Origin of the sequence: Sphingomonas phyllosphaerae (assembly GCA_036946405.1) — a bacterium.
Classification (GTDB): Bacteria; Pseudomonadota; Alphaproteobacteria; order Sphingomonadales; family Sphingomonadaceae; genus Sphingomonas; species Sphingomonas phyllosphaerae_D.
Genome location: JAQIJC010000001.1, coordinates 3,076,313 through 3,100,741 on the forward strand (window position 1 = coordinate 3,076,313; position 24,429 = coordinate 3,100,741).

Here is a 24,429-nt window from a genome sequence, read left to right on the forward strand (position 1 = left end):
CCGCCACGATCGGGAGAGCGAATGATGACCGGCCATCTCTTCGGGCGCGCGGCGTTGGTGGCGGCGCTGCTGGTCGCCGCCCCCGCCGCCGCCGCGCCGCTGACCGCGGTGCTGCCGGTGCCGGCCATGGTCACGCCCGGCACCGGCACGTTCCGCCTCGAGGATGGCGCGACGATCGTCGTGCCAAACCGCGACGCCGCCGCGCGCAACGCCGCCGACCGCGCGGTCGAGATCGTCGCGCGCACCCGCGGCCTGCGCCTGCGCGTCGCCGACCGCGGCGCCGGTGCGATCCGCTTCGTCCGCGCCGGCACGGCGCCCGCCGGCGACGAACATTACCGGCTCGACGTCACCCCCGCCGGGATCCGCATCACCGCCGCCAGCGACGCCGGGCTCTTCTATGGCGCGATGACGCTCGCGCAGCTGCTCGCGCCCGACGCGCGCTTCGGTGACGCCGTCGCCGTCCCCGCGCTGGCGATCGACGACCGCCCGCGTTTCGCATGGCGCGGGGTGATGCTCGACGTCGCGCGCCATATGCAGCCGGTCGCCGCGATCGAGCGCGTCATCGACATGATGGCGCAGCACAAGCTCAACAAGCTGCAACTGCACCTGACCGATGATCAGGGCTGGCGGATCGAGATCAAACGCTATCCCGAACTGACCCGGAAAGGCGCGTGGCGCGCGTCGACGACGCCCAACGACGGGGCACCGCCGGGCCGATACGGCGGCTTCTACACGCAGGACCAGCTGCGCGCCCTGGTCGCCTATGCCGCGGCGCGCGCGGTGACGATCGTCCCGGAGATCGACCTTCCCGGCCATGCACAGGCCGCGATCGCCGCCTATCCCGAGATCGGCGTGCTCGGCGACCGTCCGGCGGTGTCGGGCGACTGGGGGATCAACCCCTATCTGTTCGGCACCGACGCGCGCAGCCTGACCTTCGTCCGCAACGTCCTCGATGAGGTGATGGCGATCTTCCCCTCGCCCTATATCCATGTCGGCGGCGACGAGGCGCTCAAGGACCAGTGGCAGGCATCGGCGACGATACAGGCGCAGAGGCGCGCGCTCGGCATCGCCGACGAACAACGGCTGCAAAGCTGGTTCATCGGGCAATTGGGCGACCATCTCGCCCGCCACGGCCGCCGCCTGATCGGCTGGGACGAGATCCTCGAGGGCGGGCTGCCCGCCTCCGCCTCGGTGATGTCGTGGCGCGGCGAGGCCGGCGCGATCGAGGCGGCGAACATGGGACATGACGTGGTGCTGTCGCCCGGCCCGGTGCTCTATCTCGACAATCTGCAAAGCGCGCGCGGCGACGAGCCGCCCGGCCGGCTGAAGATCCAGACGCTCGCCGACGTCTATGCCTATGATCCGCTGCCCGGCGCGATCGCACCCGCCCGCGCGCAGCATGTGCTCGGCGCGCAGGCCAATCTCTGGGCCGAATATATGGTCACCCCCGAACAGCGCGAACATGCGCTGTTCCCGCGCCTCGCCGCGCTGGCGGAGATGACTTGGTCGCCGAAGGCGGCACGCGACTGGGCGGCGTTCCTCACCCGGCTCGATCCCCAGCTCGACCGCTATCGCCGGCAGGGCGTCGCGGCTGCGGACTCCGCCTTCGCGGTCGACTTCGCGGTGACGGGCGGGGTCGGCGCGGCGCTGCGGGCGAAGCGCGTTACGGTCGCGCTGACCCGGCAGGCGGAATATGGCACGATCCGCTATACGACCGACGGCAGCGCGCCGTCCGCCGCCTCCCCCGCCTATGCCACGCCGCTGACGGTCGCACCGGGCAGCGTGATTCGTGCGACGACCATCGCCCCCGACGGCCGCGCGCTCGCCGCGCCGCGCCGTTTCGACACCGCCCCCGCCGCGCTGCTGACCCGCAGCAGCGCCGCGCTGCCGCCGTGCACCACCACCCCCGGCATCTTGCTGCGCCTTCCGCTCTCCCCCGACGCCACCGCCGGGCCGGCGCACAGCATGAACATCTTCGACAGCTGCTGGCGCTACCCCGACGCCCCGCTCGATCAGGTGAGCGCGATCCGCGTCACGATCGGGCGGCTCCCGCGCAATTTCGCGCTCCGCCAGCCGCAGCGCGAGCAGGTAGTGTGGCGCTATAACCCGACCCGCTTCGGCACGTTGCTGGTCCATGCCGGCGACTGCGCGGGCGCGGTGCTCGCCGCGCTGCCGCTCCCCGACCCCGCCAGCGCGCCGAACCGTTTCACGCTCGACGCGCCGCTGGCAGCGAAGACCGCGCAGGCGGACCTGTGCCTGACGATCGCGCCGCCGGTCGGCGGCCCGCTCTACGGCATCGATACGGTGCGACTGACCCCGAAGGAGCCACGGTGACCTCTCTCCCCCATCTGTCGCGGCGCGGCGTGATCGCCGGTGCCGCCGCCGGCCTGTCCTTCCCCGCGTCGGCGCTCGCCAAGTCGTCCGCCTCGAAGCTGGTCCCCTACGGCGCGACGCCCTCGGCGCGACAGCTCGCATGGCACCGGATGGAGCAGAATGCCTTCGTCCACTTCACGATCAACACCTTCACCGACCGCGAATGGGGCTATGGCGACGAGGATCCAGCGATCTTCGACCCGAAGCAGTTCGACGCCGACCAGATCGTCGGCGCGGCAAAGGCGGCCGAGCTGCGCGGGCTCATCATCACCGCCAAGCATCACGACGGCTTCTGCCTGTGGCCGAGCGCCTATACCGAGCACAGCCTCAAGAACAGCCCGTACAAAAATGGCAAGGGCGACATCGTCGGCGAGCTGTCCGCGGCCTGTCGGCGGCACGGGCTCAAGTTCGGCATCTATCTGTCGCCGTGGGACCGCAATCACGCCGATTACGGGCGGCCCGAATATATTACCTTCTTCCGCAACCAGCTTCGCGAGCTGCTGACCAGTTACGGCCCGATCTACGAGGTGTTCTTCGACGGCGCGAACGGCGGTGACGGCTATTATGGCGGCGCGCGCGAGACGCGGAAGATCGACGCCGTGCCTTATTACGACTGGCCGTCGATCATCGACTATGTCCACGAACTTCAGCCGATGGCCTGCACCTTCGATCCGGTCGGTGCCGACCTGCGCTGGGTCGGCAACGAGGAGGGCGAGGCCGGCGACCCGTGCCGGGCGACGATGGACGACAAGGGCTTCACCCCCGAAAAGGGCAATAGCGGCGTGCGCGGCGGCTCTGTCTGGTGGCCCGCCGAGGCCGATGTCTCGACCCGCTACGGCTGGTTCTGGCACGCGTACGAGGACGGGCAGAGCCGCAGCCCCGCCAATCTGATGAAAATCTATTTCGAGACGGTCGGGCGCAGCGCCGGGCTGTTGCTCAATCTCGCGCCCGATACGCGCGGGCTGGTCACCGACGAGGATGTCGGCAACCTCACCGCCTTCGGCACCGCGCTGCGCCGGATGTACGCCACCAACCTCGCCAGCGGGGCGCGGCCGGTCGCCAGCAGCGCGCGCCCCGGTCATCCGGCGGCGAACGTGCTTGATGGCGATCCCGCCAGCTTCTGGGCGAGCCACGACGGTGCGGCGATGCCGACGCTGACGCTCGATCTCGGCGGTGAGCGGACCTTCGACGTGGTGCGGCTGGCCGAACACCTGCCGCTCGGGCTGCGCGTCGACCGGTTCGCGATCGACGTCCGGCGCGCCGACGCGTGGGTCGAGGTCGCCAGCAAGGAAGGGATCGGCTCGCAGCGTGTGATCCGGCTCGATGCGCCCGTCACCACCCGCGGCGTCAGGCTGCGGATCGTCGCCGCACGCGCCGCGCCCGCGATCACTGAATTCGGCCTCTATCTGGCGCCAGTGCTGCTCGAACCGCCGCATATCGTGCGCGACCGCGACGGCATGGTGACGCTGACCAGCGACGCCCCGGGGCAGGAGATCGCGTTCACTACCGACGGCAGCATTCCGACGCGCGCCTCGCCGCGCTACACCGCGCCCTTCGCGTTTCCGGACGGCGGCGTGGTGCAGGCGATCGGCATCCACCGCGCCACAAACGCGCTCAGCACGATCGGCCGGCAGAGCTTCGACATTCGCAAGAGCGACTGGAAGATCGTCCGCGCCAGCGCGCCCGGGGCCGAGCGGCTGATCGACGAGCTGAACCGCACCGACTGGATCGCGCCGCTGACCGGCGCCGACGGCCGCCCCTGCTCGGTGACGATCGATCTCGGCCGCAGCGTCGACGTGCGCGGCTTCGTGCTCAAGCCCGGGTGGCACGCGCCGCAGGGCGCGGGCGACCCCGCCGCCTGGACGGTGCGGGTCGGCGACGATCCGGCCCTGCCCGGGCCGGCGCAGGAGCGCGGCGAGTTCAGCAACATCGCCGCCAATCAGGCCCCGCAGCGGCTCGCCTTCGCGCGTCCGCATCGTGGCCGCTATATCGAGATCGCCTTCACCCGCACCGCCAAGGGCGAACGGCGGCTGGCGATCGCGGAGATCGGTATCCTGACGCGCTGAGCCATCCGCCGGCGGTGGCGACGCTCAGAAGAACGTCTCCACCACCTCCACCACGCGATACGCGTCATCGGCGACCAGCACGCGCCGCCATTTGTCGAAAGTCAGGCACGGATGCGAGATATCGAACGCCAGCACGTCGCCGACCGCCAGATCGTCGCCCGGCGCGATCGCGAGATAGGCGTGCTGGTCCATCAGCCCGGTGACCTCCCAATGCGCGAGTGCGGTCAGCGGGTCGCTGTCGCGGCCGGGCCGGAACAGCGTCGCAGGGCGCGGCAGCCCGGCATCGAAGGCGACGTCGCGCTTGCCCATCGCCACCACCGCGCGCGCCGGATCGGGGATCGACTGCACCACCGCCCAGATCCGCAGCGCCGGCAACAACGCCTCGCCCAGCGTCGGGGCGACCGGGTTGCGCTGGAGGATCCGTTCCTGCGCGGCGCGGTACAGCCCGTCGTCATGGCTCAGGTAGCAGCCCGGCCGCAGCAGGACCTGCACCGCACCGGCGCGGGTCGCCGCCGCGCTCTCCTCGGCGACGATGTCGTACCACGCCGACCCCGCGCCGGTCAGGATCGCGGACGCACGCTCGATCCTTCCCGCCTCCACCAGCCGCGCGGTCGTCTTGACCGCCCGCCGCACGAAGCGGCGCACCTCGGCCTCGTCGGGCAGCACGCCTTCGTAGAATTCGACCCCAGCGAGCCGCAACACGCCGCTCCACCCGGCCAGCGCGTCGAGCACCGCCGTGAGTTGCGCCTCGTCACGGATGCCGGTCCGAAAGCCGGGCTGGTCGCGTTCGGGCGCCAGCTCGATCAGCACGTCGAGCGTCGCCCCGTGCGCGCGACATGCGGCCCCCAGCATCCCCACACCCGCCGGACTGTCGACCAGACACAGCAAATCGAGCGCCGGACGCGCCGCGAGCCGGGCTATTTCGGCGAGGTTTGCTGCACCGACCACCTGATTGGCGATCAGGATCCGCTCCACGCCCTGTGCCGCCGCCACTCGCGCCTGCTGGCTGGTCGCGACCGTGATGCCCCACGCCCCCGCTTCGAGCTGACGGCGGAACAGCGCGGGCGCCATGCTGGTTTTTCCGTGCGGCGCCAATGCCATGCCGTACGCGTCCATAAACGAGCGCATCCACGCGAGGTTGTGAGCCATCCGCGTCTCGCTCAGCACCGCGGCGGGGAACGGCACGTCGCCGGCCAGCAGGTTCCACGGCCCGTCACCTTGGCCGATGCCCTTGTTCAACTCGATCATCGTCACCGCCAGCCTCCTGATAATCCAAGACGTTTACTTAATTGCTGGAGGCAGTGACAATGCGGGTCGAGCGGTGAGGAGCGCATCATGACCGACACGACGATCGCCGGAGCGATCCTCTACGACGGCAGCGGCAGCGAGGGTTTCCTCGCCGACGTGACGATCCACGCCGGACGCATCGCCACCGTCGCCTCCGCGAGCGCCCCACCACCCGCCGGCGCGATCGACGCGCGCGGGCTGGCGCTCGCCCCCGGCTTCATCGACGCGCATACCCATGACGATCTCGTCGCGATCACCCGCCCCGCGATGACGCCGAAGATCACGCAGGGCGTCACGACAGTGGTCGTCGGCAATTGCGGGATCAGCGCCGGCGCCGGCTGTGTCGACGGCAATTACCTGCCTGATCCCATGGTGTTGCTCGGCGCGCCGGATGCGTTCCGCTATGCCAACTTCGCCGCCTACGCCGCCGCGGTCGACGCCGCTGCGCCCGCAACCAACGTCGTGGCGCTGGTCGGGCATACGGCCTTGCGCGCGCGACATCTCGACCGGCTCGATCGTGACGCGAGCCTCGCCGAGCGCGAGGCGATGCGCGCCGACCTCGCCGATGCGCTGGCCGCGGGCGCGTTCGGCTTCTCGACCGGACTGGCCTATGCGAACGCGATCCACGCCTCGACCGAAGAAGTGACGGCCGTCGCCAAGGCCTTGCACGGCACGACCGGCATTTACTGCACGCACCTGCGCAGCGAGGGCGCAGGGATCGGCGCGGCGATCGACGAGGCGGTCATGATCGCGCGCCACGCCGCCGCGCCGCTGGTGGTCTCGCACCTGAAATGCGCCGGGGCACCGCAGCATGGCCGCAGCGCCACCATTCTCACGCAATTGGAACGGGTTGCCGACACGCATCCGGTCGGCTGCGATTGCTATCCCTACACCGCCAGTTCCTCGACGCTTGATCTCGGCCAAGTCGTTCCGGAAACCCCGATCATGATCACCTGGTCCGACGCCGAGCCGACGCAGGCAGGCCGGATGCTCGACGAGATTGCCGCCGATTGGGGCGTCGCACCATTGGACGCCGCGCGACGACTGCAACCGGCCGGCGCGGTCTACCATTGCATGGCCGAAGCCGATGTCGACCGCATCCTCGCGCACCGGCTGACGATGGTCGGGTCGGACGGGCTGCCGTGCGATCCGCGGCCCCATCCGCGTTTGTGGGGCAGCTTCCCGCGCGTGATCGCGCATTACGTCCGCGAACGCGGGCTGCTGTCGCTGCCCGAAGCGATCCGCAAGATGACCGGGCTGACCGCCGATCGTTTCGGGCTGGCGGACCGAGGCTATGTGCGTGTCGGAATGGCCGCGGATCTGGTGCTGTTCGATCCCGCGCGGATCGCGGATCGCGCCCGCTACGACGAACCCGAGCAACCCGCCGCGGGCGTGCTCGGGGTGTGGGTCAACGGCATCGCGACGCTCGACAGCGACGGCATCACGGGCGCGCGCGGCGGCTGGATGCTGCGCCGCCCCGGAATGCCGGCATGTTTCCAATGAGAAGGATCGATGAATGAGTGACGGGATCAAACGCTACGGCGTCGAAGGCGGCAGCGGCACCGGCGGGCAGCATCTGCCCTTTGCGCGCGCGGTACAGGCCGATGGCTGGCTGTACGTCTCCGGACAGGTGCCGATGGTCGACGGCGAGGTGATCGACGGCGGCATCGTCCCGCAGACGCATCAGGCGATCCGCAACGTGCTGACGATCCTGGAGGAAGCCGGCTACGGGCCGGAGCATGTCGTGCGGTGCGGCGTGTGGCTGGACGATGCGCGCGACTTCATGTCGTTCAACCGCATCTTCAAGGAATATTTCGGAGCCAACCCGCCGGCGCGCGCCTGCGTGGTGTCGCAGATGGTGGTCGACTGCAAGGTCGAAGTGGACTGCGTGGCCTGGAAGAAACCGTAAATGACGTCCGGCACGCTGTTGCTGGTCGAGGGCGCGGCCGCTGTCGCGACCCTGATCGTGCTGATTGTCCGCGTCCGGCTCAGCCCGTTCATCGCGTTGGTATTGGTCTCGCTCGGCCTTGCGCTGGTGACCGGGGTCCCGCCCGCCGCGATCGTCAAGGCGTTCGAGGCCGGGGTCGGCAGCGCGCTTGGGCATATCGCACTTGTCGTCGGGCTGGGGACGATCCTCGGCAAGATGATGGTCGAGTCGGGCGGCGCCGACCGGGTGGCGCACACCGTCATCGGCTTTTTCGGCGCACGCCGCGCGGATTGGGCGATGATGACGGTTGCGCTGATCGTCGGCCTGCCGGTGTTCTTCGAGGTCGGCTTCGTGCTGCTGGTGCCGATCGTCCTCGCGGTCGCCGCCCGGTTGGGGCAGCATCCGATGCGACTGGGGCTGCCGATGGCGGCCGGCTTGTCGGTCGTCCATGCGATGGTACCGCCGCACCCCGCCGCGATGCTGGCGACGCAGGCGTTCGGTGCCGATGTCGGGCTCACCGTCCTGTTCGCGTTGATCGTCGGCGTGCCGACCGCCGCCATCGCCGGGCCCCTCTACGCCCGAATGGTCGTGCCGCGCCTCGCCCCGGCCGCACCACCCGCGACGCCAGTCGAGAACCCGCCCGACCGCATATTGCCGGGCTTCGGCATCACGGTCGCCACGCTGCTGTTGCCGGTCGCGCTGATGCTGCTGGGCAGCGTCGGTGCGACGATCACCGCTCCCGGCTCGCCCGCGGACCAGATCATCCGCTTCGTCGGAACGCCGGTGGTCGCACTGCTCGCCGCGGTGCTGGCCAGCTACTGGACGCTCGGGCTCGCGCGCGGGCTGACGATGGAGACGATCCAGCGCTACACCAACGAATGCCTTGCGCCGACCGCGCTGATCACCCTGGTCGTGGGCGTCGGTGCCGGGTTCGGCCGGATGCTGACCGAAGGCGGGGTGTCCGGCGCGGTGGTGGGGTTGGCGGCACAATGGCACATCCCTGTCCTTGTGCTCGCCTGGTCGATCGCGGCACTGATGCGCGTGGCGACCGGATCGGCCACCGTCGCCATGGCGACCGCGGCCGGGATCGTGGCGCCGCTTGCGGCTTTCCAGCCCGCGGTCCGACCGGAATTGCTGGTGCTCGCCACCGGTGCAGGATCGGTGGTGTTGAGCCACGTCAACGATGGTGGCTTCTGGCTGGTCAAAGAGTATTTCGGGCTGAGCGTCGCGGATACGCTCCGCAGCTGGACGGTCTGCGAAACGGTGATTTCGGTGGTTGCCTTGTTGGCGGTGCTTTCGCTGTCGCTGGTGACGTGAGGCTAAGTCGATGGCCGCGCACGGCCGCTTCACGTCCCAAGTTGGTCATCCGGATAGCCAAGCTGCGGTATCGAAAGCGGCCGGCCGCCACGATCGCGCCTTGCGCAAAATGGTAGCTTCCCCATGCTCGGCAGTCGCCTCGCGCTCGTCCTCCTGACGTTCCGAAGCGGCGCAGGCGGCGCTTACGTCGGCTAAGCCCGGCATCCGATCAGGGCCGAAGGCGACGATGCGCCTCCGGCCCTGATCGTTAATTCCAGCGCTTACCGCCCGGCGTCGGCGGCTTCGTTAGACTCACGGCTGATCGTCCTCCACGCCGGCTGGCAGCTTGATGCCGCCGTCCGCGATCGAGAAGGTGCGACGGAAGAGCAGGCTTTCGCGTGACTGTTTGGCTGCGATGCTCCCATCTATCGCACCCTCAGCCTTTTGCGTGGACACACCATTGTCCTTGTCACCCGTGCTGGTTGCCGGTGCTGCCTGCCCGACGATCGTCGAGAACAGGCTGCTGACCGGAGCGGTCCGCACCGGAGCCGCGATCGCGCTGGTCAGTGCGCTATCGTAGCTCGGGTTGGTCGGGCTCACGATCTCGCCGACCGCCGCGCTCAGCGTGCCACTCCAGAGGACGTAATTGGCAAGGCTGGTGCCCGGTCCGGCGACATAATCCCCGACATTGATCGCGGCTGTCACCGACTTGCGAGTGCCGATCGCCGCGTCAGCGAATTGCCCCGTCCTGGTGGCAAGCGAGATGCTTTCGCCCGCCACGAGCCCGTCGATCGCGAAGTTCGAAGGGCTCAGCTGGACAAGCGTCGTACCGTCGCCGACCTTGCTGATCGGTGCGAGCAGCGACAACGCCAGCCCCACGGGTACGATCGTCACGCTGCCGGTCTGCGATACAGGGAGGCTGTAGTTTCCCGCGTCTGCACCGGTCGCGGTGAAGGAGTAGGTAACGGTCTTCAGGCCCGCATTCTTGTCCGCCGCCGTGCCCCGGCCGCTGACGACGACCTGATCGCCGCTCACGCGGCCAGTCACCTGGGTGATGATCACATCGATGTCGGTCTTGCCGTCATAGCCCTTCCTCTTTCCCTCACCGACGACCGACAATGCCCGGCGTGACACATTGGCGGTGCCGGAAGCGTTGGTGGCGTAATCGTAATTGCCCGCGTCGCGCCCGCTTGCGGTCACGCCGGTGACTGCCACCGCCTTGTTCAGCCCGGCATTCTTGTCGGCGAGGCTACCCTTGCCGGTGAATGCCACCGCGTCGCCCGCGACGATGTCGGACGACCCGATCGCGACCCGAACGTCGGTCGTTCCGTCATATTCCCTGTCGGAGGCGACGGTGTTGAGCACGATCCTCTTCCTGGCGACATCGACCGTGGTCGCGGCGCTCGCGTTGTAATCGTAGTTTCGTGCATCGGCGCCGCTGGCCGCAATACCGGTTACTGCGACCGGCCTGGCGAGGCCGACGTTCTTGTCCGCCGTCGTCCCCTTTCCATCGAAGGAAACGGTATCGCCTGCGACCACCCCGCCCGAACTCAGCAACACCGCGACCGCGGTCGTGCCGTCATAGGTCTTGGCCGGAGCCGAGGCGACGACCGAGATGGCCTTCCTCGCCACATCGACCGTGGTCGCCCCGCTGGTGGCATAATCATAGTTCTGCGCATCGGCACCGCTGGCCGCGACGCCGGTGACGGCCACCGCCTTGCCCACGCCGACATTCTTGTCCGCCAGCGTGCCGGTGCCCGCCAGCGATACGCTGTCACCCGAGACCAGGCCGACCGGGGTCAGCGTCACCGCGACGTCACGCAGGCCGTCATACACCTTGCCGGTCGCGGCCGACGTGAACGTCAGTGCCCTTTTTGCGACGTCGGCGGTGCTCGTCGTGGTGGAGGCGAAGACGTAATTGCCCACGTCCGCCCCGGAGCCGGTAATGCCGGTGACCGATACCGTCTTGCCCAGCCCGGCGTTCTTGTCCGCCAGCGTACCGGTGCCGGCGAAGGAAACCGCATCACCCGCGACGATGTCGTTGCTCGACAGCGTCACGCCGATCGAGGTCAGGCCGTCATAGGTCTTCTGGCCCTTGCCCATGACGGTGATCGCCTTCGGCGTGATCGTCAGCGAACCGTTGTTGACGATGGTGATGTTATAGCCGTGCTGGTCGGAATAGAGGCCGGTCAGGTCCGTGTAGGTGCCGACATTCTTGCCCGTGGCGTAATGCAAAGCGTTGCCCAGCACATGCCCCGATGCCGGCGCATTCGGATCCGAATAGACCAGCGCCGTCACCGCATCGGTCTTGCCGGTGCCGTCATAGACATGGCCGATCGGCGCATCGTTTGCCGTCAGCGTCAGCCCGGTGAGCCACGCGGTCAGCAGCGGGGTGGTGTCGCTATCGTAATTCTTCCACTTGCCGCCGACAGAGAAGTCATAGCCCGCGTAATTCGCCTGCTGGCGCGCCTGTGCGTCCGACAGCGCCGCAGAGGCGCTGATCGTGCCGCCGGTGGTCGCGCCCACGCCGAGCGCGCGCGTCGTGGTGTCGGCGTTCCAATAGGAGGTCGCGACCGTGCCGCCGTCGAGCGACCCGATCAGCCCGCCGATCGTGCCCGACCCGCCGATCGCGCCCTTGGCATAGACGTTGGCGATCGCGCTGCTCGTGGAACCCGAGCCCGCGTCCGCCTTGCCGACCACGCCGCCGATGTTGCCGGTGCCGGTCACCGCGCCGGTTTCATAGGCGTCGGTGATCGTGCCGGCGTTGCGCCCGACCAGGCCGCCGACACCGAGCGATGCCGTTCCACCGTCGACCGATCCGGATGCATAGGCGACGTCGATCGACCCGCTGTTGCTTCCGACCAGCCCGCCGACCGCATCGGACGTCACGGCGGACACCGCGCCGGTGGCATAGACCTTGGTCAGCGCCTTCGCGCTGGTTCCGGCCAGCCCGCCGAGCGCGGCCACGGTCTGGCCGCTGACGTCACCCGTGGCATAGGAATCGTCGATCGCGCTGTCGGCCGCGCCGACCAGCCCGCCTGCGACCGCGGTCGCCTGACCCGGCGTCACCGTCACCCTGCCGGTGGCATTAACGCGAGTCATCGTTCCGGCAAGCGCTGAGCTGCCGGCAAAGCCACCCACCTTGTCCTGCGCGGTCACGGCGCCGGTCGCGGACGAGTCGGTCGTCGCGATCTCCAGATCGCCCGCGAAACCGCCGACGCCCGTCGTACCCGTTACCGCGCCCGACGCGCTGGAATGGCCGATCGAACCGGCATGTGCGCTCCCGGCGATCGCCCTGCCGACGAAGCCGCCGACATTGCTGCGGCCGTCGACCGCGCCCGAGGCGGTCGCCTGATCGATCGTCACCCCCTCGGCCCAGCCGATCAGGCCGCCAACATCGATGATGCCGGTAACGTTGGCTGACGCCGTCACGTTGCTGATCGAGCTATCGACGATATCGCCAATCAGGCCGCCAACGTGGTCTCCGCCGGTCACGATCCCTTGCGCGGACGAGTCGCGGATCGTCGAGTTCGCATCGGCGAAGCCAATCAGACCGCCGGTGTAGTCGGTGCCCGTAACGGTTCCGCGTGCGGATGAGCCGCTGACAGTCGTGTTCGCGTCGGCATAGCCGATCAGACCGCCGGTATATGCGGTGCCCGTCACCGCGCCGGTGGCATAGGAAGTACCGATCGTGATGTCGCTTTGCAGAAAGCCGATCAGACCACCGGTATAGTCGGTCCCGTTCACGTCGCCGGTCGCATACACCCCGCTGATGGCGAGGGTGCCCGAGTTGACCTGACCGATCAGGCCGCCGATCGACCCGTAGCCCTTGACGGTGCCGGTCGCATACACCTGGCCGAGGGACGAGCCCATGTCACTCAGACCGATCAGGCCGCCGGCCGTATAATCCAGCGCCTCGACCGCGCCGGTCGCGAAGGAATTGACGATGCGCCCCGAATTCAGCCCGACCAGACCGCCCACGACATGATCGGCCGTGACGGTTGCACTCGAGTGCGAGCCGGTGATCATCGACGGCTGAATGGAGGAGTCGTTGCGGCCGACCAGCCCGCCGACGTTCAGGCCGTGCGTGGCCGTCACAATGCCCTTCGCTTCCGCATTGGAAATGAAGCCGCCTTCGTTGTTGCCGACGACGCCGCCGACCTCTTCGACGCCGTTGACCGCGCTGACGACCGTGCCGTCGAAAACGACATTGGTGAGCTTGCCGTGGTTGCGGCCCACGACGCCGCCCAGCGAAAATGAATCCGGAGAGTTCACCTTGTTCAGCGTGATCGTGCCGCCGACAGTCAGAGCCGAGACGGTGCTGTCCTGCAAGGCCTGACCCACGGCGCCGCCGACGTAATCTTCGCCGGTGACGTCGATCTGCGACGTGCTGGCCGACACCTCGCCGTTGTTGAGTCCCACAAGGCCCCCGACGGCGTGCATTCCGCCGGACACCGCGCCGACCGTCTTGCGGCTGTTCTTGAGCACGCCGAGATTCTGACCGACGAGGCCGCCGATGATCCGGGTCGCATTGGAAACGGTGCCGTCCGCATGGACGTTGTCGAGGATGCCGGCAGCGCTGTTGCTCCCGGCCACACCGCCGACGTTGATCGAGGTTGCGACGTCGCCGGTGACGTTGCCCGTCGAATAGGAATTGGTGATCGCGGCGCCGTTTGCGCCGACCAGACCGCCGACCCCTACCGACTGCGCCCCGCCCGTCACGTTGCCGGTCGCGAACGACGCGGTGATCGTCGTTGCGTCATCCGTCTGACCAGCCAGACCGCCGACCGCGGTCGTACCACCGACCACGCCGGTCGCGGAACTGTTGGCGATCGAGCCGCTTGCGTCATATGCGAGGTGACCGATCAGTCCGCCGGCACTGGCTCCGCCGCTGACCGCGCCTGAGGCGGTCGCGCGATCGATCGCCGTCCCCGTGGCGATGCCGATCAGACCGCCGACCTCGATCGTTGCCGTGACATCGCCCGATGCGGTCACGTCGCTGACCGTGCCCCCCTTGACGATCTGGCCGATCAGGCCGCCGACCCACTTCGCGCCAGTCACCGCGCCGCGCGCATAGGAACCGGTGACGGTGACACGTTCGTCCGCATAGCCGATCAGGCCACCGACGTTCTTGGTCCCCGTCACCGTCCCGGTGGCATGGGAAGCGGTGATCGTGTCGCCGGCCTCCACATAGCCGATCAGACCGCCGACGCTGCTTCTCCCGGTCACGTTGCCGGTCGCGCTCAGCTGGTCCAGTCCCAGCGCCCCGGTGCCGGCATAACCGATCAGACCGCCGACATACATCGCTCCCGCCACGTTCCCCGTCGCGTAGACGGTTTCCAGCACGGAATTGGTGTCGGTATAGCCGATCAGACCGCCGACGGTATCCCTCGTTCCCGTCACTTGCCCGGTGGCGTAGGAATTCTTGATCTTGCCTTCGTTCAGCCCGACGAGGCCGCCGACCGTGGCTTGCCCATTGACGGTCGCACTCGAATGCGAATCCGTGATGCTCGCGGCCGCGTTCCTGCTGTTGCCGACCAACCCGCCGACATAAATGCCCAAGGACGTTACCGATCCTTTCGCTTCGGCGTTGGTGATCGTGCCGGTGTCGTTCATCCCGACGATGCCGCCCACCTGATAGACCGCGTTGGCCGGGTTGACCGTACCGTCCACGGTGCCGTCGAACACGACATCGGAAATCGCGCCGGCGTTATAGCCCGCCACGCCGCCGAGATAGCAGCAGGTCGCGCCGATCGTTCCGCCGATGGTCAGATTGGTCAGGGTGCTGGTCGCACTTCCCTCGCCCACCGCACCGCCGACACGCTCGGTGCCGCTGACGCCGACCTGCGATGAACCTTGCGACACCGTACCCGCATTCAGCCCGACCAGCCCGCCGACCCATTTACCGCCCGACACGCTTCCGCCTGTCTTGCTGCCGTTGGTGATCGTGCCACCCTTGACCTCGCCGACGAGGCCGCCGGTGTAGTCGCTGCCGCTCACACGGCCCGACGCCGTAACGTCCGTGATCGTGGCATTCGTCTGGATCTGGCCGATCAGGCCGCCGGCGTAGGAACTGCCATCGACGTTGCCGATCGCGGACGAATTGGTAACGGTGACGCGGGTGCCCGCCCATCCGATCAGGCCGCCCGCATAATCGTCGCCCGCCACATTGCCGTCCGCGCTGCTGGTCCTGACGACGCCGTCGTCGCCGAATCTGCCGATCAGGCCGCCGAAATAGTTGCTGCCCCCGACGCTGCCGTACGCGCGGGAGTCGGTCACGGTGGCGCCGGTGCCGGTCGCCCCGATCAGCCCGCCGACGTAAGAGCCTCCCCCTACCTGGCCGCGCGCGGTGCCGGTGGTCACGACAAGCCCGTCTCCTGCCGTCCCGATCAGGCCACCCAGATAATCGCTTCCGGTGATACGCCCCCTGCCGACGGAACGCGTCACCGTGGCATTGGCACCGACCGTTCCGATCAGGCCGCCTGCATAATTGGTGCCCGTAACGGCACCGTCAGCGGTTGCCGCCGTCACGGCGGCACCATCGCCGACCTTCCCGATCAGGCCCCCCGAATGTTTGAGGCCGCTGACGGCTCCGGTGGCGGTGACGGTCGTCGCAGTGAGATTATTGCCCGCCTCGCCGATGAGGCCGCCGGTATAGTCCTTCCCGGTGACGGCGCCTGTCGCGCCCGAATTCGTCACCGAAACTGTGTTGCCCGCCTGGCCGATGAGGCCGCCGGCACGCCCCCCGAACGCGACATTGCCGGCCCCCTGGCCGGTGACGGCGCCGCTTGCGACCGACGTATCCACGGTGGCGTTGCTTCCGACGTAGCCGATCAACCCGCCGACGGCGCTGGTCTTCGCCTTGACCTCGCCGGTGGCGGACGAAGCGGTAAGGATGGCGCCGTCACCGAGGTTGCCGACCAGACCGCCGACGTTCGTTTCACCGGTCACATTGCCGGTCGCCGACAGGCTTGCGTAGCTGATGGACCCCGGTGCCCAGCTTGCGGGACCGGAGATGTAACCGACGAAGCCGCCGACATTGGTCGTACCGGTGACGGTCGCCGTCGCGGTCGTCGTCCCCGTCACCGTCGACGTTGGGGTCGGGGTGTACGGGAACGCACCGGCGACACCGCCGACATAGGTGCGGCCGGTTACCGATCCGCCGCCGGAAGCATCCGCGATCGAGCCGAAGTTATGGCCAACGATTCCTCCGACATAGTCCGCCCCGTTTACCGTCGCGGTCGATCGCACATTGGTCAGCGTGCCCCTGCTGTTGCCGGCGATCCCGCCGACCTTGCTGACAGCGGATGCGCTGACCGTACCGCCGAATTCGGCATCGGTGACGGTAGCAAGGAGCCCATTGTTGCCGACGATGCCACCGACCACGCCGCCGCCCGTGCTGGTGACGGTAATGTTCGTGCTGACATGCGTGATCGCGCCGCCACTGTTCACGCCGACGATGCCGCCGACCTGCGCATCCCCGCCCGTGACCGGCATCGATACCGTCGCGGTGTCCACCTTGCCGCCATTGAGTGATCCGATCACGCCGCCGACCGTCCCGCCCGAGGCAGCGAGCGATTCGCCGTCGACCTTGGCATTGACGATGGTGGTGCGCAAACCACTGCCGACCAACCCGCCGATGATCGAGGCGCCCGAAATGCTGGAGCCTCCGAAAAGGGCGACATTCGCGAAGGTCGAGTCCGTGTCGGCACCGGAAAGGCCACCGATGGAGTTCTGACCAAAAAACGAACCGTTGACGGACAGGTTTCGGATCGACGCGCCACGCGTCGTGGCGAACAATCCGATATTATCACTAGCGCGATTTACGTACAGGTTGGTTATCTTGTGACCGAGACCATCCAGCGCGCCGGTAAAGTCGGTGGTTGACGCACCACCAATCGGTCTGAAACCTTGACTGGAATTGTTACTATTTGAATCCCAGGTCGTGGTGCCGCTGGCGTCGATATCATCGCCAAGGACATAGGATCCGGACAGTCCGCCATCGATACCCTGCAGCGTCGTACCGTTGGTGTCGCCGAACGACCCGAGCGACGTGATGACGGTATAGTCCACCGTCGGGCCGCCCGAACCCTGTTTCGTGCTGAAATTCTGGCCGGCAGGCAGGTTGATTCTGGCACCGGTGCCGAACTTGTAACCGAAACCCGTCCCGTTGGTTGTCGACTGGCCATATTCCAACGCCAGCTTGGCCGAGCCGGAGGCATTGAGGTTGACGTTGAGCTCTATGTCGCCCTGCGCACTCAGCGTCAGGAGGTGGGCCGACCAGGACACGGCATCGTTGACGACGATCTTGCCGGCGGTTCCGCCGGCGCCGGACGTCGACTGGATCACGACGTTGTTCACCGCCATCGCATTGCCCAGATCCGCGCCGGTCATGTCGCCGCCCGAAGCGGCGATGACGAAGTCGGTTGGATCGATCAGAAAGGTGCCGGTGCGACCACCCGGCGCGGCGGTGGTGACCCGTGCACTGTCCGCAAGGGCGACATGTGCGGCGGAGGTTTCGATGAAGCCGCCGTCGCCGCCGTTCGGCGCGGAGGCGTCCAGCGTACCGGTGACGGTCGTCGAGCCGACCTTCATGTCGCCCAGCAGGACGATCCGGCCGTTCTTCTGGCCGACCGTCTGCGCCTCGATGATGCCGGCGTTGCTGACGCTCGCCTTGGCCAACGCGTCAAGCGCGTCGGCGGTCAGGAAGATGCGCCCGCCGTCCGCCTTGATGATACCGTTGTTGGCGACAAGTGCGTCATAGCTGCCGCGATCGATCGACAACGCGCTCAGGCCGCCATGGTCGAGGCTGATCGTCACGTCGTCCGCCGCGGCCAGCCGCACGTCGCCCAATGCGGCGGACAGGCTGCCGGCGTTGACGACGGTCGCGCCGACCAGCGCGATATAGCCGCCGGGTGCGGCGGTGAGGCTGCCTTCGTTGACGACGCCCGCCGCACTGCTGCCCGACAGGCGATACTTTCCTGCGACGAAGTCGGCGACGCTCAGGTCGCGGGTCGACGCCATGATCGCCGCGGCCGACACCTGCGACCCCTTGGCGAACAGCACACCGTTGGGATTGACCAGGAAGACTTGGCCATTGGCCTGCAGCACGCCGTAGATCTTCGACCCGTCATTGCCCAGCACGCGGTTCAGCGCGATCGCCGAGGCATTGGGCTGGTTGAAGACGACCTTGCCGTCCTTGCCGATGTTGAAGCTCTGCCAGTCGATCGCGGCCTGTTGCGACATCTGGTCGATCGTCTGGGTCTGCCCCGCTTGCGTGATCGTGGCCTGCCCCGCGACGACATGGCCGCCGGTCGGAAGCTCGCCCGGCGCGACGATGGTCGTCAATTGTCCCGGGTCCGCTGCCGCGCCCTGCGCCAGCAGCATCGCCAGCGCCGCCGCGGCGGCACCGGCGGACAGGCCGCCCTTGCGCTTGCCGCGCTTGTTCGACACCTCCGGGATCGGGACATAGCATTGGCGAGCGTCGTTCCACACCAGACGGAAGAAGCGGTTCATGCCACCATGATCGTACATCGGGATTTCCTATCGTTCGGGCCGCGCGAGGGCGCGATGGTCAGTGGGTCAGCGACGGATCGCGCTCGGCGTCAGAAGCGGTAGCCGAGCGATGCCCAGGCCACGGGATTGCGGTCCGGCGCGGTGACCGAGGGGCCGGTGGCGCGCGTCGCGACGGTGACGCGGGCGGTCACCGGGCCGTATTCGCCGGTGACCGACGCGCCGACGCCTGAGCGTACCGCGGTGTTGCGCCCGGCGAGATAGGCGTCCTCGCTGAAACGAACGCGACCGATGTCGTAGAAGGCCGCCAGTTGCAGCCCCGGCAGCAAGCGGTGGCGAAGCTCGGCATCGGCCAGCCAGCCGGTATCGCCCGCCCCTTCGCCCTGCGGATAGGCGCGCACGCCATAGATGCCGCCGACGACGAACTTCTCCGACGAATCGAGGTTTTTGCTCGCCTTTTGCGCAGACAGCGCAAGCGCCAGGCTGGTGGTGCGGGTCAAGGCCTGCAGGCGCGAGACGTTGACCGTGACCTTGGCATAGTCGCCCTGCGTGCGCGGCCCTGCGCGGTCGATCGCCAGCGCGCCGGGCGACCTGACGTCCAGCCGGCCGCCGACCACCGACAGGCTGAAGCTGGTATAGCCGCCGCCCAGCAGCGCATCGACCGCGTCGCCATAGACCTGTACCGTCGCGACGTCGGCGCCCTTGCGCGTGCGGCTTTTGACGCTGCGGATCGTGTCGGTCAGATCGCGATGCTCGACATTGCCGGTCAGCCACAGGTTGCGGTTCAGCCCGCGCACCAGCGGGTAGAGCGCATAGGCGCCGTAGGTCTTCACCCCGCCCGAGGCGTCGAGCCTGGCGAACTCCTTGCCCAGCTCGTAAGAGCTCGACGACGCCGCCGCGCCCAGCCGCAACCCGTCGCCGCCGACCGGCAGGTCATAGGCAGCACGCCCGTAGAGCAGCGCCTGATCGGTGACGCTACCCTGTAGCGAAAGCCGATCGCCGATCCCGGCCAGGCTGTTGAACTGCACCTGACCGTTCAGCCGGTTCCGACCGGTGTAGCGATTGCCGTAATTGTCGACGCTGACACTGCCCTCCGCGCGTCGGCCGGGCTCGGCGGTCACGATCAGGTCGGAGGTGCCGACCTCCTGTCCGGGGTGCAGCTTGCCCGCGACCTTGCCGACGCCCGGCAGGTCGGCGAGCAGCAGCAGGCCGCGATCGGTGGTCGCGGACGTGATCACCTTGCCCTTCAAGTGCTGCGCATCGAGCACCCGCTGAAGGACACCGGTCTTCACCAGCGTGCGGTTGACGACGCTCGCGCCGTTCAGCTGCCCTTCGAGGACGCGGACGACCACGACGCCGCCGTCGATCTCCTGCGCGGGGACGAAGGCGCGCGCGACGATATAGCCGCGCTCGCGATAATGGCTGGTGATCCGCCGCACCCCCGCGCGCAATTCACCGAGCGATTGCTCGCGCCCCTCCAGGTCGGCGACCAGCGCATGCAGTTCGGCGGTCGGCAGATGCACGTTCCCCTCGATGCGGATCGAGGAGACCGTCAGCCGTTGCGACGGATCAGCGGCGGCGTCCTTTTCCGCCGGGATCGTGATCGTGGGCACCGCGACCGGTCGCGGCGACACCGGCATGACGGGACGCGTCTCGCGCAGCGTCTGCCCTGCGTCGGGCGGGGTCACCTGTGCGGCCGCAGGGCTCGCGAAGAACAGCGGCAGCAGGATGCCGCCCAGAAGCAGATCGGCACGGAACGAAGCGGATCGGGGGCGACACATGCGCGATGACTTTCGATTGGAAGAGGAAGACGGACGACCAGCCACCGCCACGGCGCCGAAGGACCGGCGACGCGCGTGGGCAAAGGCGGGAAAACGAGGACGAACGTGAGCAGCGATCAGCCGGAAGGTCGAAACCTGGCCACCGCGGCGAGCGATAGAAGTCGCCGATCAAACCAGAATGGCATCGCATCAACCCTCTGAAAGTAACGGGATATAAGCTCAGAGCGCTCTCTACACGCATCCAGACGATTTATTTTCTATCCGACTTATCATAGGAAGAAATTAAAATCCAGATGATGCGAATTCTTGCTTTCAGAATTTATCCAGGTCAGGTACATGAATACTTAAATGTTACTTTACAACCACATCGGCAATCGTCGCATTCAAAGAAAATTGCAAATGCTTGGAAAACAGTATTTTTAACGCGCCCACTTTCCGTTGATTGACGAAGAAAGGATTCCATATTTCGGCGATCCAGGCCGTTCGCTGGTCGATAGCCTCGTGATGATACTTGCTGACGGGCGGTACCGGCGAATGTCGAGCCGTACGACGCGTAGTTGGAAAGCTTATAGATGGGCGAGGCCGTGCTACGCTCACCCGCGACGGCGATCAGCGCGAATGGCGCGCCCGCCTCACCGGCTACGCTGCGCGACGGAGGGCGCGGCAAGGACTTCACCAGCCATCACGCCGATCGTGCTGGCACTGCTCGCCGGCTTGAGTAAGCCAGATGGCCGTAAGTCCTTTATCGGCGGCTTCAGGGTCGCTTAGCCCGGGAAAGCGTCCTTAAATCGATGCGCATCGCGGGCATCGATCTCTGACGGCGGCGTAATGATCGTCACGTCAACCCCTGATCGCGATGGAGGCTCACCCTATGCTCAAGGTTATTGCAGAAGATTTCATTCGTTCCGAAGCGATCGACATCGTCTTGCCGTTCTACCGCGAACTCGTCGAGAAAACCCGGCAGGAAGATCTCTGCATCGCCTACGATCTCTACGTCGACCAGAAAGATCCCGGACATTTCATTTTCGTCGAGGAATGGCCCGATCGGGCGGCGCTGGACGTCCACTGCAGGACAGAGCATTTCACGAGACTGGTTCCGCTCATCAATGCCCATCAGCGGCAAAAAGCCACGTTCATTCTGATGGACCCGCTTCCATCCTGACCCCAGCCTGGCGAACGGAAGTTGTTGCCCGTTCCGATCGCACGCGCAGGCCAGACCTGCCTGATGGGCCAAGGGCTCATCTTGATACCGCCGCGCATCTGGCGCGGCATACGGGCGACGTGATGATCGTCTTCGCGCTCTGCCGGGGGTGTGCGACGCAGCGGCGAAAGGGACCTCCCCGGCGGATGCCGGGGAGGCAGGGGGGATGCGGTCAGAAGCGCGCCCGGACACCGAACAGGTAACGGGCACCGGTGTTCTGGAGCAGCAGGAAGCGTTCCTCGAGCACCGAATAATCGTGAACATAGGCGCTGGTGAGGTTCACACCCTGCGCATAGACCTGCACTTCCGGTGTGATGTCATAGGCAATACTGGCATCGAGCTGACCGTAAGCGGCGCGGTTTTCGGGACGCGACGCCGCGCCGAAACACTGGCGCAGGAACGACGACCGCCAGTTGTACGAGACGCGCGCCTGGACGCCGAACTTCTCGTAGAACACGCTTCCGTTCGCCGAATGCGGCGACAGACCGTTGTAGCCGCATTGCGTATCGCTGGTGCCCGAATTGCGCGAGACGCTGCTGGTCACATAGGTGTAATTGCCGGCCACGCCGAGACCGGACAGGGCACCGGGCAGCTTGTCGAACGCATATTGGCCGCCGATCTCGACGCCGGCGATCGAACCGGTCTGACCGTTCCGGGTCCGGGTGTCCCGGAAGGTATAACCGGCGAAAGCGACCGGTAGCGTCTGGCTCTCGAGGAAGTCGGAGAACTGCTTGTAGAAGCCCGACACGCTGACATAACTGATATCGTTGAGGTAGTATTCGTACGACACGTCGTAGTTGGTCGACCGGAACGGCTTGAGCAGCGGATTGCCGCCCCCCGACGTGGCGGACGTGATCCGTCCCGAATAGCTGTTGTCGACGCCCAGCGAGGTCAACGTCGGTCGGGTGACGGTTTTCGACACCGCGGCACGCAGGAACATCCGCGACGTCAGCTCATATTTCAGGTTCGCGGACGGCAGGAGGTCGGAATAATGATTGTCGACCTTGATCGCCTGTGGCGGGCCGAAGGTGAAGTTCAGATTGTCGTCGCCGGGATTGACGAAGATGCTGACCACCTGCTGGCCGAAACCGCGCGAGGTGACGCGCGTGTCGATGAAGCGCGCGCCGACATTGCCCGACCAATTGTCGCCGCCGAAGTTGGCATTGACGTAGCCGGCAACGACTTTCTCCTGCACGTCCAGCGTCTGTGCCGGGCGATTACGCAGGCCATACGGCCCTCCCGCGAGCGCTTGTACGCGCGCCGCTTCGGCGGCCTGTTGCGCGGCGGTGCGTCCCTGCCGCGGCGTCGCGAGCACGGAGGGTTGGGAGATGTAGGCAAACACCGCCGCAGGGTCGAAGGTGAAGAACGACCTGGGGATGTTCTCACTGCCCGACGCTTTGGACAGGAATCCGTCGAGCGTGTAGGGAGTGACCAGATTGGCCGGGATCGGCACGTCATAGCCGCAATAGGTACAGACCGAGTCCGAATTGTCGGCCAATGTGCGGGTCTTGCGGCGCTGATTGTAGGCGGCGCCGAACATCAGCGATTTAACGATTCCATTGTCGATCTTGTACGTGCCGTCGGCGTGGAGTTCGACGCCCTTGTCCTTGACGCGAACGAATTCGTTCAGGCCGTAGTGCGCCCGCATCAGGCTGGCGTCGGTGATCGGGCCGAGGTTCGATGCGGTCGGCAGATCATTCTCGGGCGTGAGGTCGAACCGCGGCGAGGTCTGCGCAAGTGAGCCGACGACCAGGAAGTAGCGCGGCTGGTTGCGGGTGGCCTGCGTCGCGGAGGCGTCGAACTTCAGCTGAATCCGGTCGCTGACGTCCCAGGCCAGGTTGGTCCCGATCTGGAAGCTCTCGGTCTTGCGCTGTTGCCCGGTGACGATGTTGTCGTTCTGCGACAGCGTCACGCGATCGTCCTTCAACGACGGATCGGTCAGCGCCGGATTCGCCGCGAGGAACTGCGAACCGGGGCGGTTGAAGCCGGTGACGGTGCCGTTGGCATCGGTGGTCACGCCGATGAAGCGCGGCGTGTAGAAGATGCCGAAGAAGCGGTTCGTGCTGGTGACGTTGAATCGCGAATAGAGCCCGTCGACGGTCAGCAGCAGGTTGTCGTTGATCTGCGACTGGATCGAGCCCGACAGGTTGATGCGTTCGCGGTCGTTGGCTTCGCGGTTGAAGTTCAGGTTGCGCGGGGTGTGGATGCCGTCGCGCGTGATGAGCGACGACGCACCCAGCCCTGTCGAACTGGCCGTACCGTTGATCACCCCTTCCGGGCCGTAGATCCAGCCGTTGAGATCGACGAAGTCGCGCTGGCTCTTGCGGTCGGTATAGGACGCCGACAGCAACGCGCCGAACGTCTTGTCCTCGTTCGTCCAGCTGATGACGCCCGACACGTCCGGGCTCAGCTTCTTGGCAAGGCCGTCATAGATGCCGCCGGCCGCCGCCGCGACGTGCAGGCCCGACTTGCCGTCGAGCGGTCGCGCGGTGACGACGTTGACGGTCGCGCCGATACCGCCTTCCTGCAATTGCGGCAGCGACGATTTATAGACGTCGGTGCGCTGGATCATGTTCGACGACAGGACGTCGAATGAGAATTCGCGTCCGTCATTGTCGGTCGCCATGATGCGGCCGTTGACGAGCACGGTGTTGAACTCCGGCCCGAGGCCGCGAACCGTGATGAACTGACCTTCACCACCCGACCGGTCGATCGCGACGCCGGTGATCCGCTGGAGCGATTCGGCGACGTTATTGTCCGGGAACTTTCCGGTATCTTCGGCGGAGATGGAATCGACGATGTTTTCGGCGTTGCGCTTGGTCGCGACGGACGAGCGGAGGCTGCTCCGGATCCCGGTGACGACGATGTCGTCGGGGTTGCTGACCTCCGATGGCGCTTGCGGCTGTGCGGGTGTGTCGGCTAGCGGCGTGCCGGTATCAGCCACTGAATTCGCGTTGGATTGTGCCACGACGGGTGACGACACGC

At 67.0% G+C, this 24,429-nt stretch carries 10 protein-coding genes; 6 read left to right on the plus strand and 4 right to left on the minus strand.

What is annotated here, in order from left to right; genetic code table 11:
* The first annotated feature begins 24 nt into the window (after positions 1 to 24).
* Both PGN12_14465 and PGN12_14470 read left to right on the plus strand, forming a co-directional pair.
* Entirely contained in the window at positions 25 to 2,334 is a 2,310-nt protein-coding gene (locus tag PGN12_14465; GenBank protein ID MEH3105089.1) for a beta-N-acetylhexosaminidase, read from the plus strand.
* Positions 2,331 to 4,439 carry an alpha-L-fucosidase gene (locus PGN12_14470; protein ID MEH3105090.1) on the plus strand — a complete coding sequence of 703 codons (2,109 nt, stop codon included), beginning with the start codon at positions 2,331 to 2,333 and terminating at the stop codon, positions 4,437 to 4,439. Before PGN12_14465 ends, PGN12_14470 begins: the two co-directional genes overlap by 4 nt.
* 24 nt (positions 4,440 to 4,463) lie before the next feature.
* On the opposite strand, the gene PGN12_14475 is transcribed toward PGN12_14470, so the two are convergent.
* Positions 4,464 to 5,687, minus strand: coding sequence for an amino acid deaminase (locus tag PGN12_14475; protein MEH3105091.1), 1,224 nt, complete (start codon positions 5,685 to 5,687; stop codon positions 4,464 to 4,466).
* Between the two features lie 87 nt (positions 5,688 to 5,774).
* On the opposite strand from PGN12_14475, the gene PGN12_14480 reads away from it, so the two are divergent.
* From PGN12_14480 to PGN12_14490, 3 genes are read left to right on the plus strand one after another with little or no spacing between them, the layout of a single operon-like run.
* Positions 5,775 to 7,229 carry a D-aminoacylase gene (locus PGN12_14480; GenBank protein MEH3105092.1) on the plus strand — a complete coding sequence of 485 codons (1,455 nt, stop codon included), beginning with the start codon at positions 5,775 to 5,777 and terminating at the stop codon, positions 7,227 to 7,229.
* A 13-nt stretch (positions 7,230 to 7,242) separates the two neighbouring features.
* Positions 7,243 to 7,635 (plus strand): RidA family protein, encoded by a 393-nt coding sequence (locus PGN12_14485; GenBank protein MEH3105093.1) that lies wholly within the window; start codon positions 7,243 to 7,245, stop codon positions 7,633 to 7,635.
* Entirely contained in the window at positions 7,636 to 8,970 is a 1,335-nt protein-coding gene (locus PGN12_14490; protein MEH3105094.1) for a gluconate:H+ symporter, read from the plus strand.
* A gap of 291 nt (positions 8,971 to 9,261) precedes the next feature.
* Here the strand turns inward: PGN12_14490 and PGN12_14495 are convergent, their stop codons facing one another.
* Together PGN12_14495 and PGN12_14500 are read right to left on the minus strand one after the other, a co-directional pair.
* Positions 9,262 to 18,483, minus strand: a complete 9,222-nt coding sequence (locus tag PGN12_14495) for a YDG domain-containing protein (GenBank protein ID MEH3105095.1) — start codon at positions 18,481 to 18,483, stop codon at positions 9,262 to 9,264.
* 71 nt (positions 18,484 to 18,554) lie between these two features.
* The gene (locus PGN12_14500; protein ID MEH3105096.1) at positions 18,555 to 20,243 is read right to left on the minus strand and encodes a ShlB/FhaC/HecB family hemolysin secretion/activation protein; all 1,689 of its coding nucleotides are present in this window, start codon (positions 20,241 to 20,243) and stop codon (positions 18,555 to 18,557) included.
* 871 nt (positions 20,244 to 21,114) lie between these two features.
* On the opposite strand from PGN12_14500, the gene PGN12_14505 reads away from it, so the two are divergent.
* Entirely contained in the window at positions 21,115 to 21,405 is a 291-nt protein-coding gene (locus PGN12_14505; protein MEH3105097.1) for a putative quinol monooxygenase, read from the plus strand.
* A 211-nt stretch (positions 21,406 to 21,616) separates the two neighbouring features.
* On the opposite strand, the gene PGN12_14510 is transcribed toward PGN12_14505, so the two are convergent.
* Positions 21,617 to 24,388: a TonB-dependent receptor gene (locus PGN12_14510; GenBank protein ID MEH3105098.1), complete on the minus strand. Its 2,772-nt coding sequence runs from the start codon at positions 24,386 to 24,388 to the stop codon at positions 21,617 to 21,619.
* Between the last annotated feature and the right edge of the window lie 41 nt (positions 24,389 to 24,429).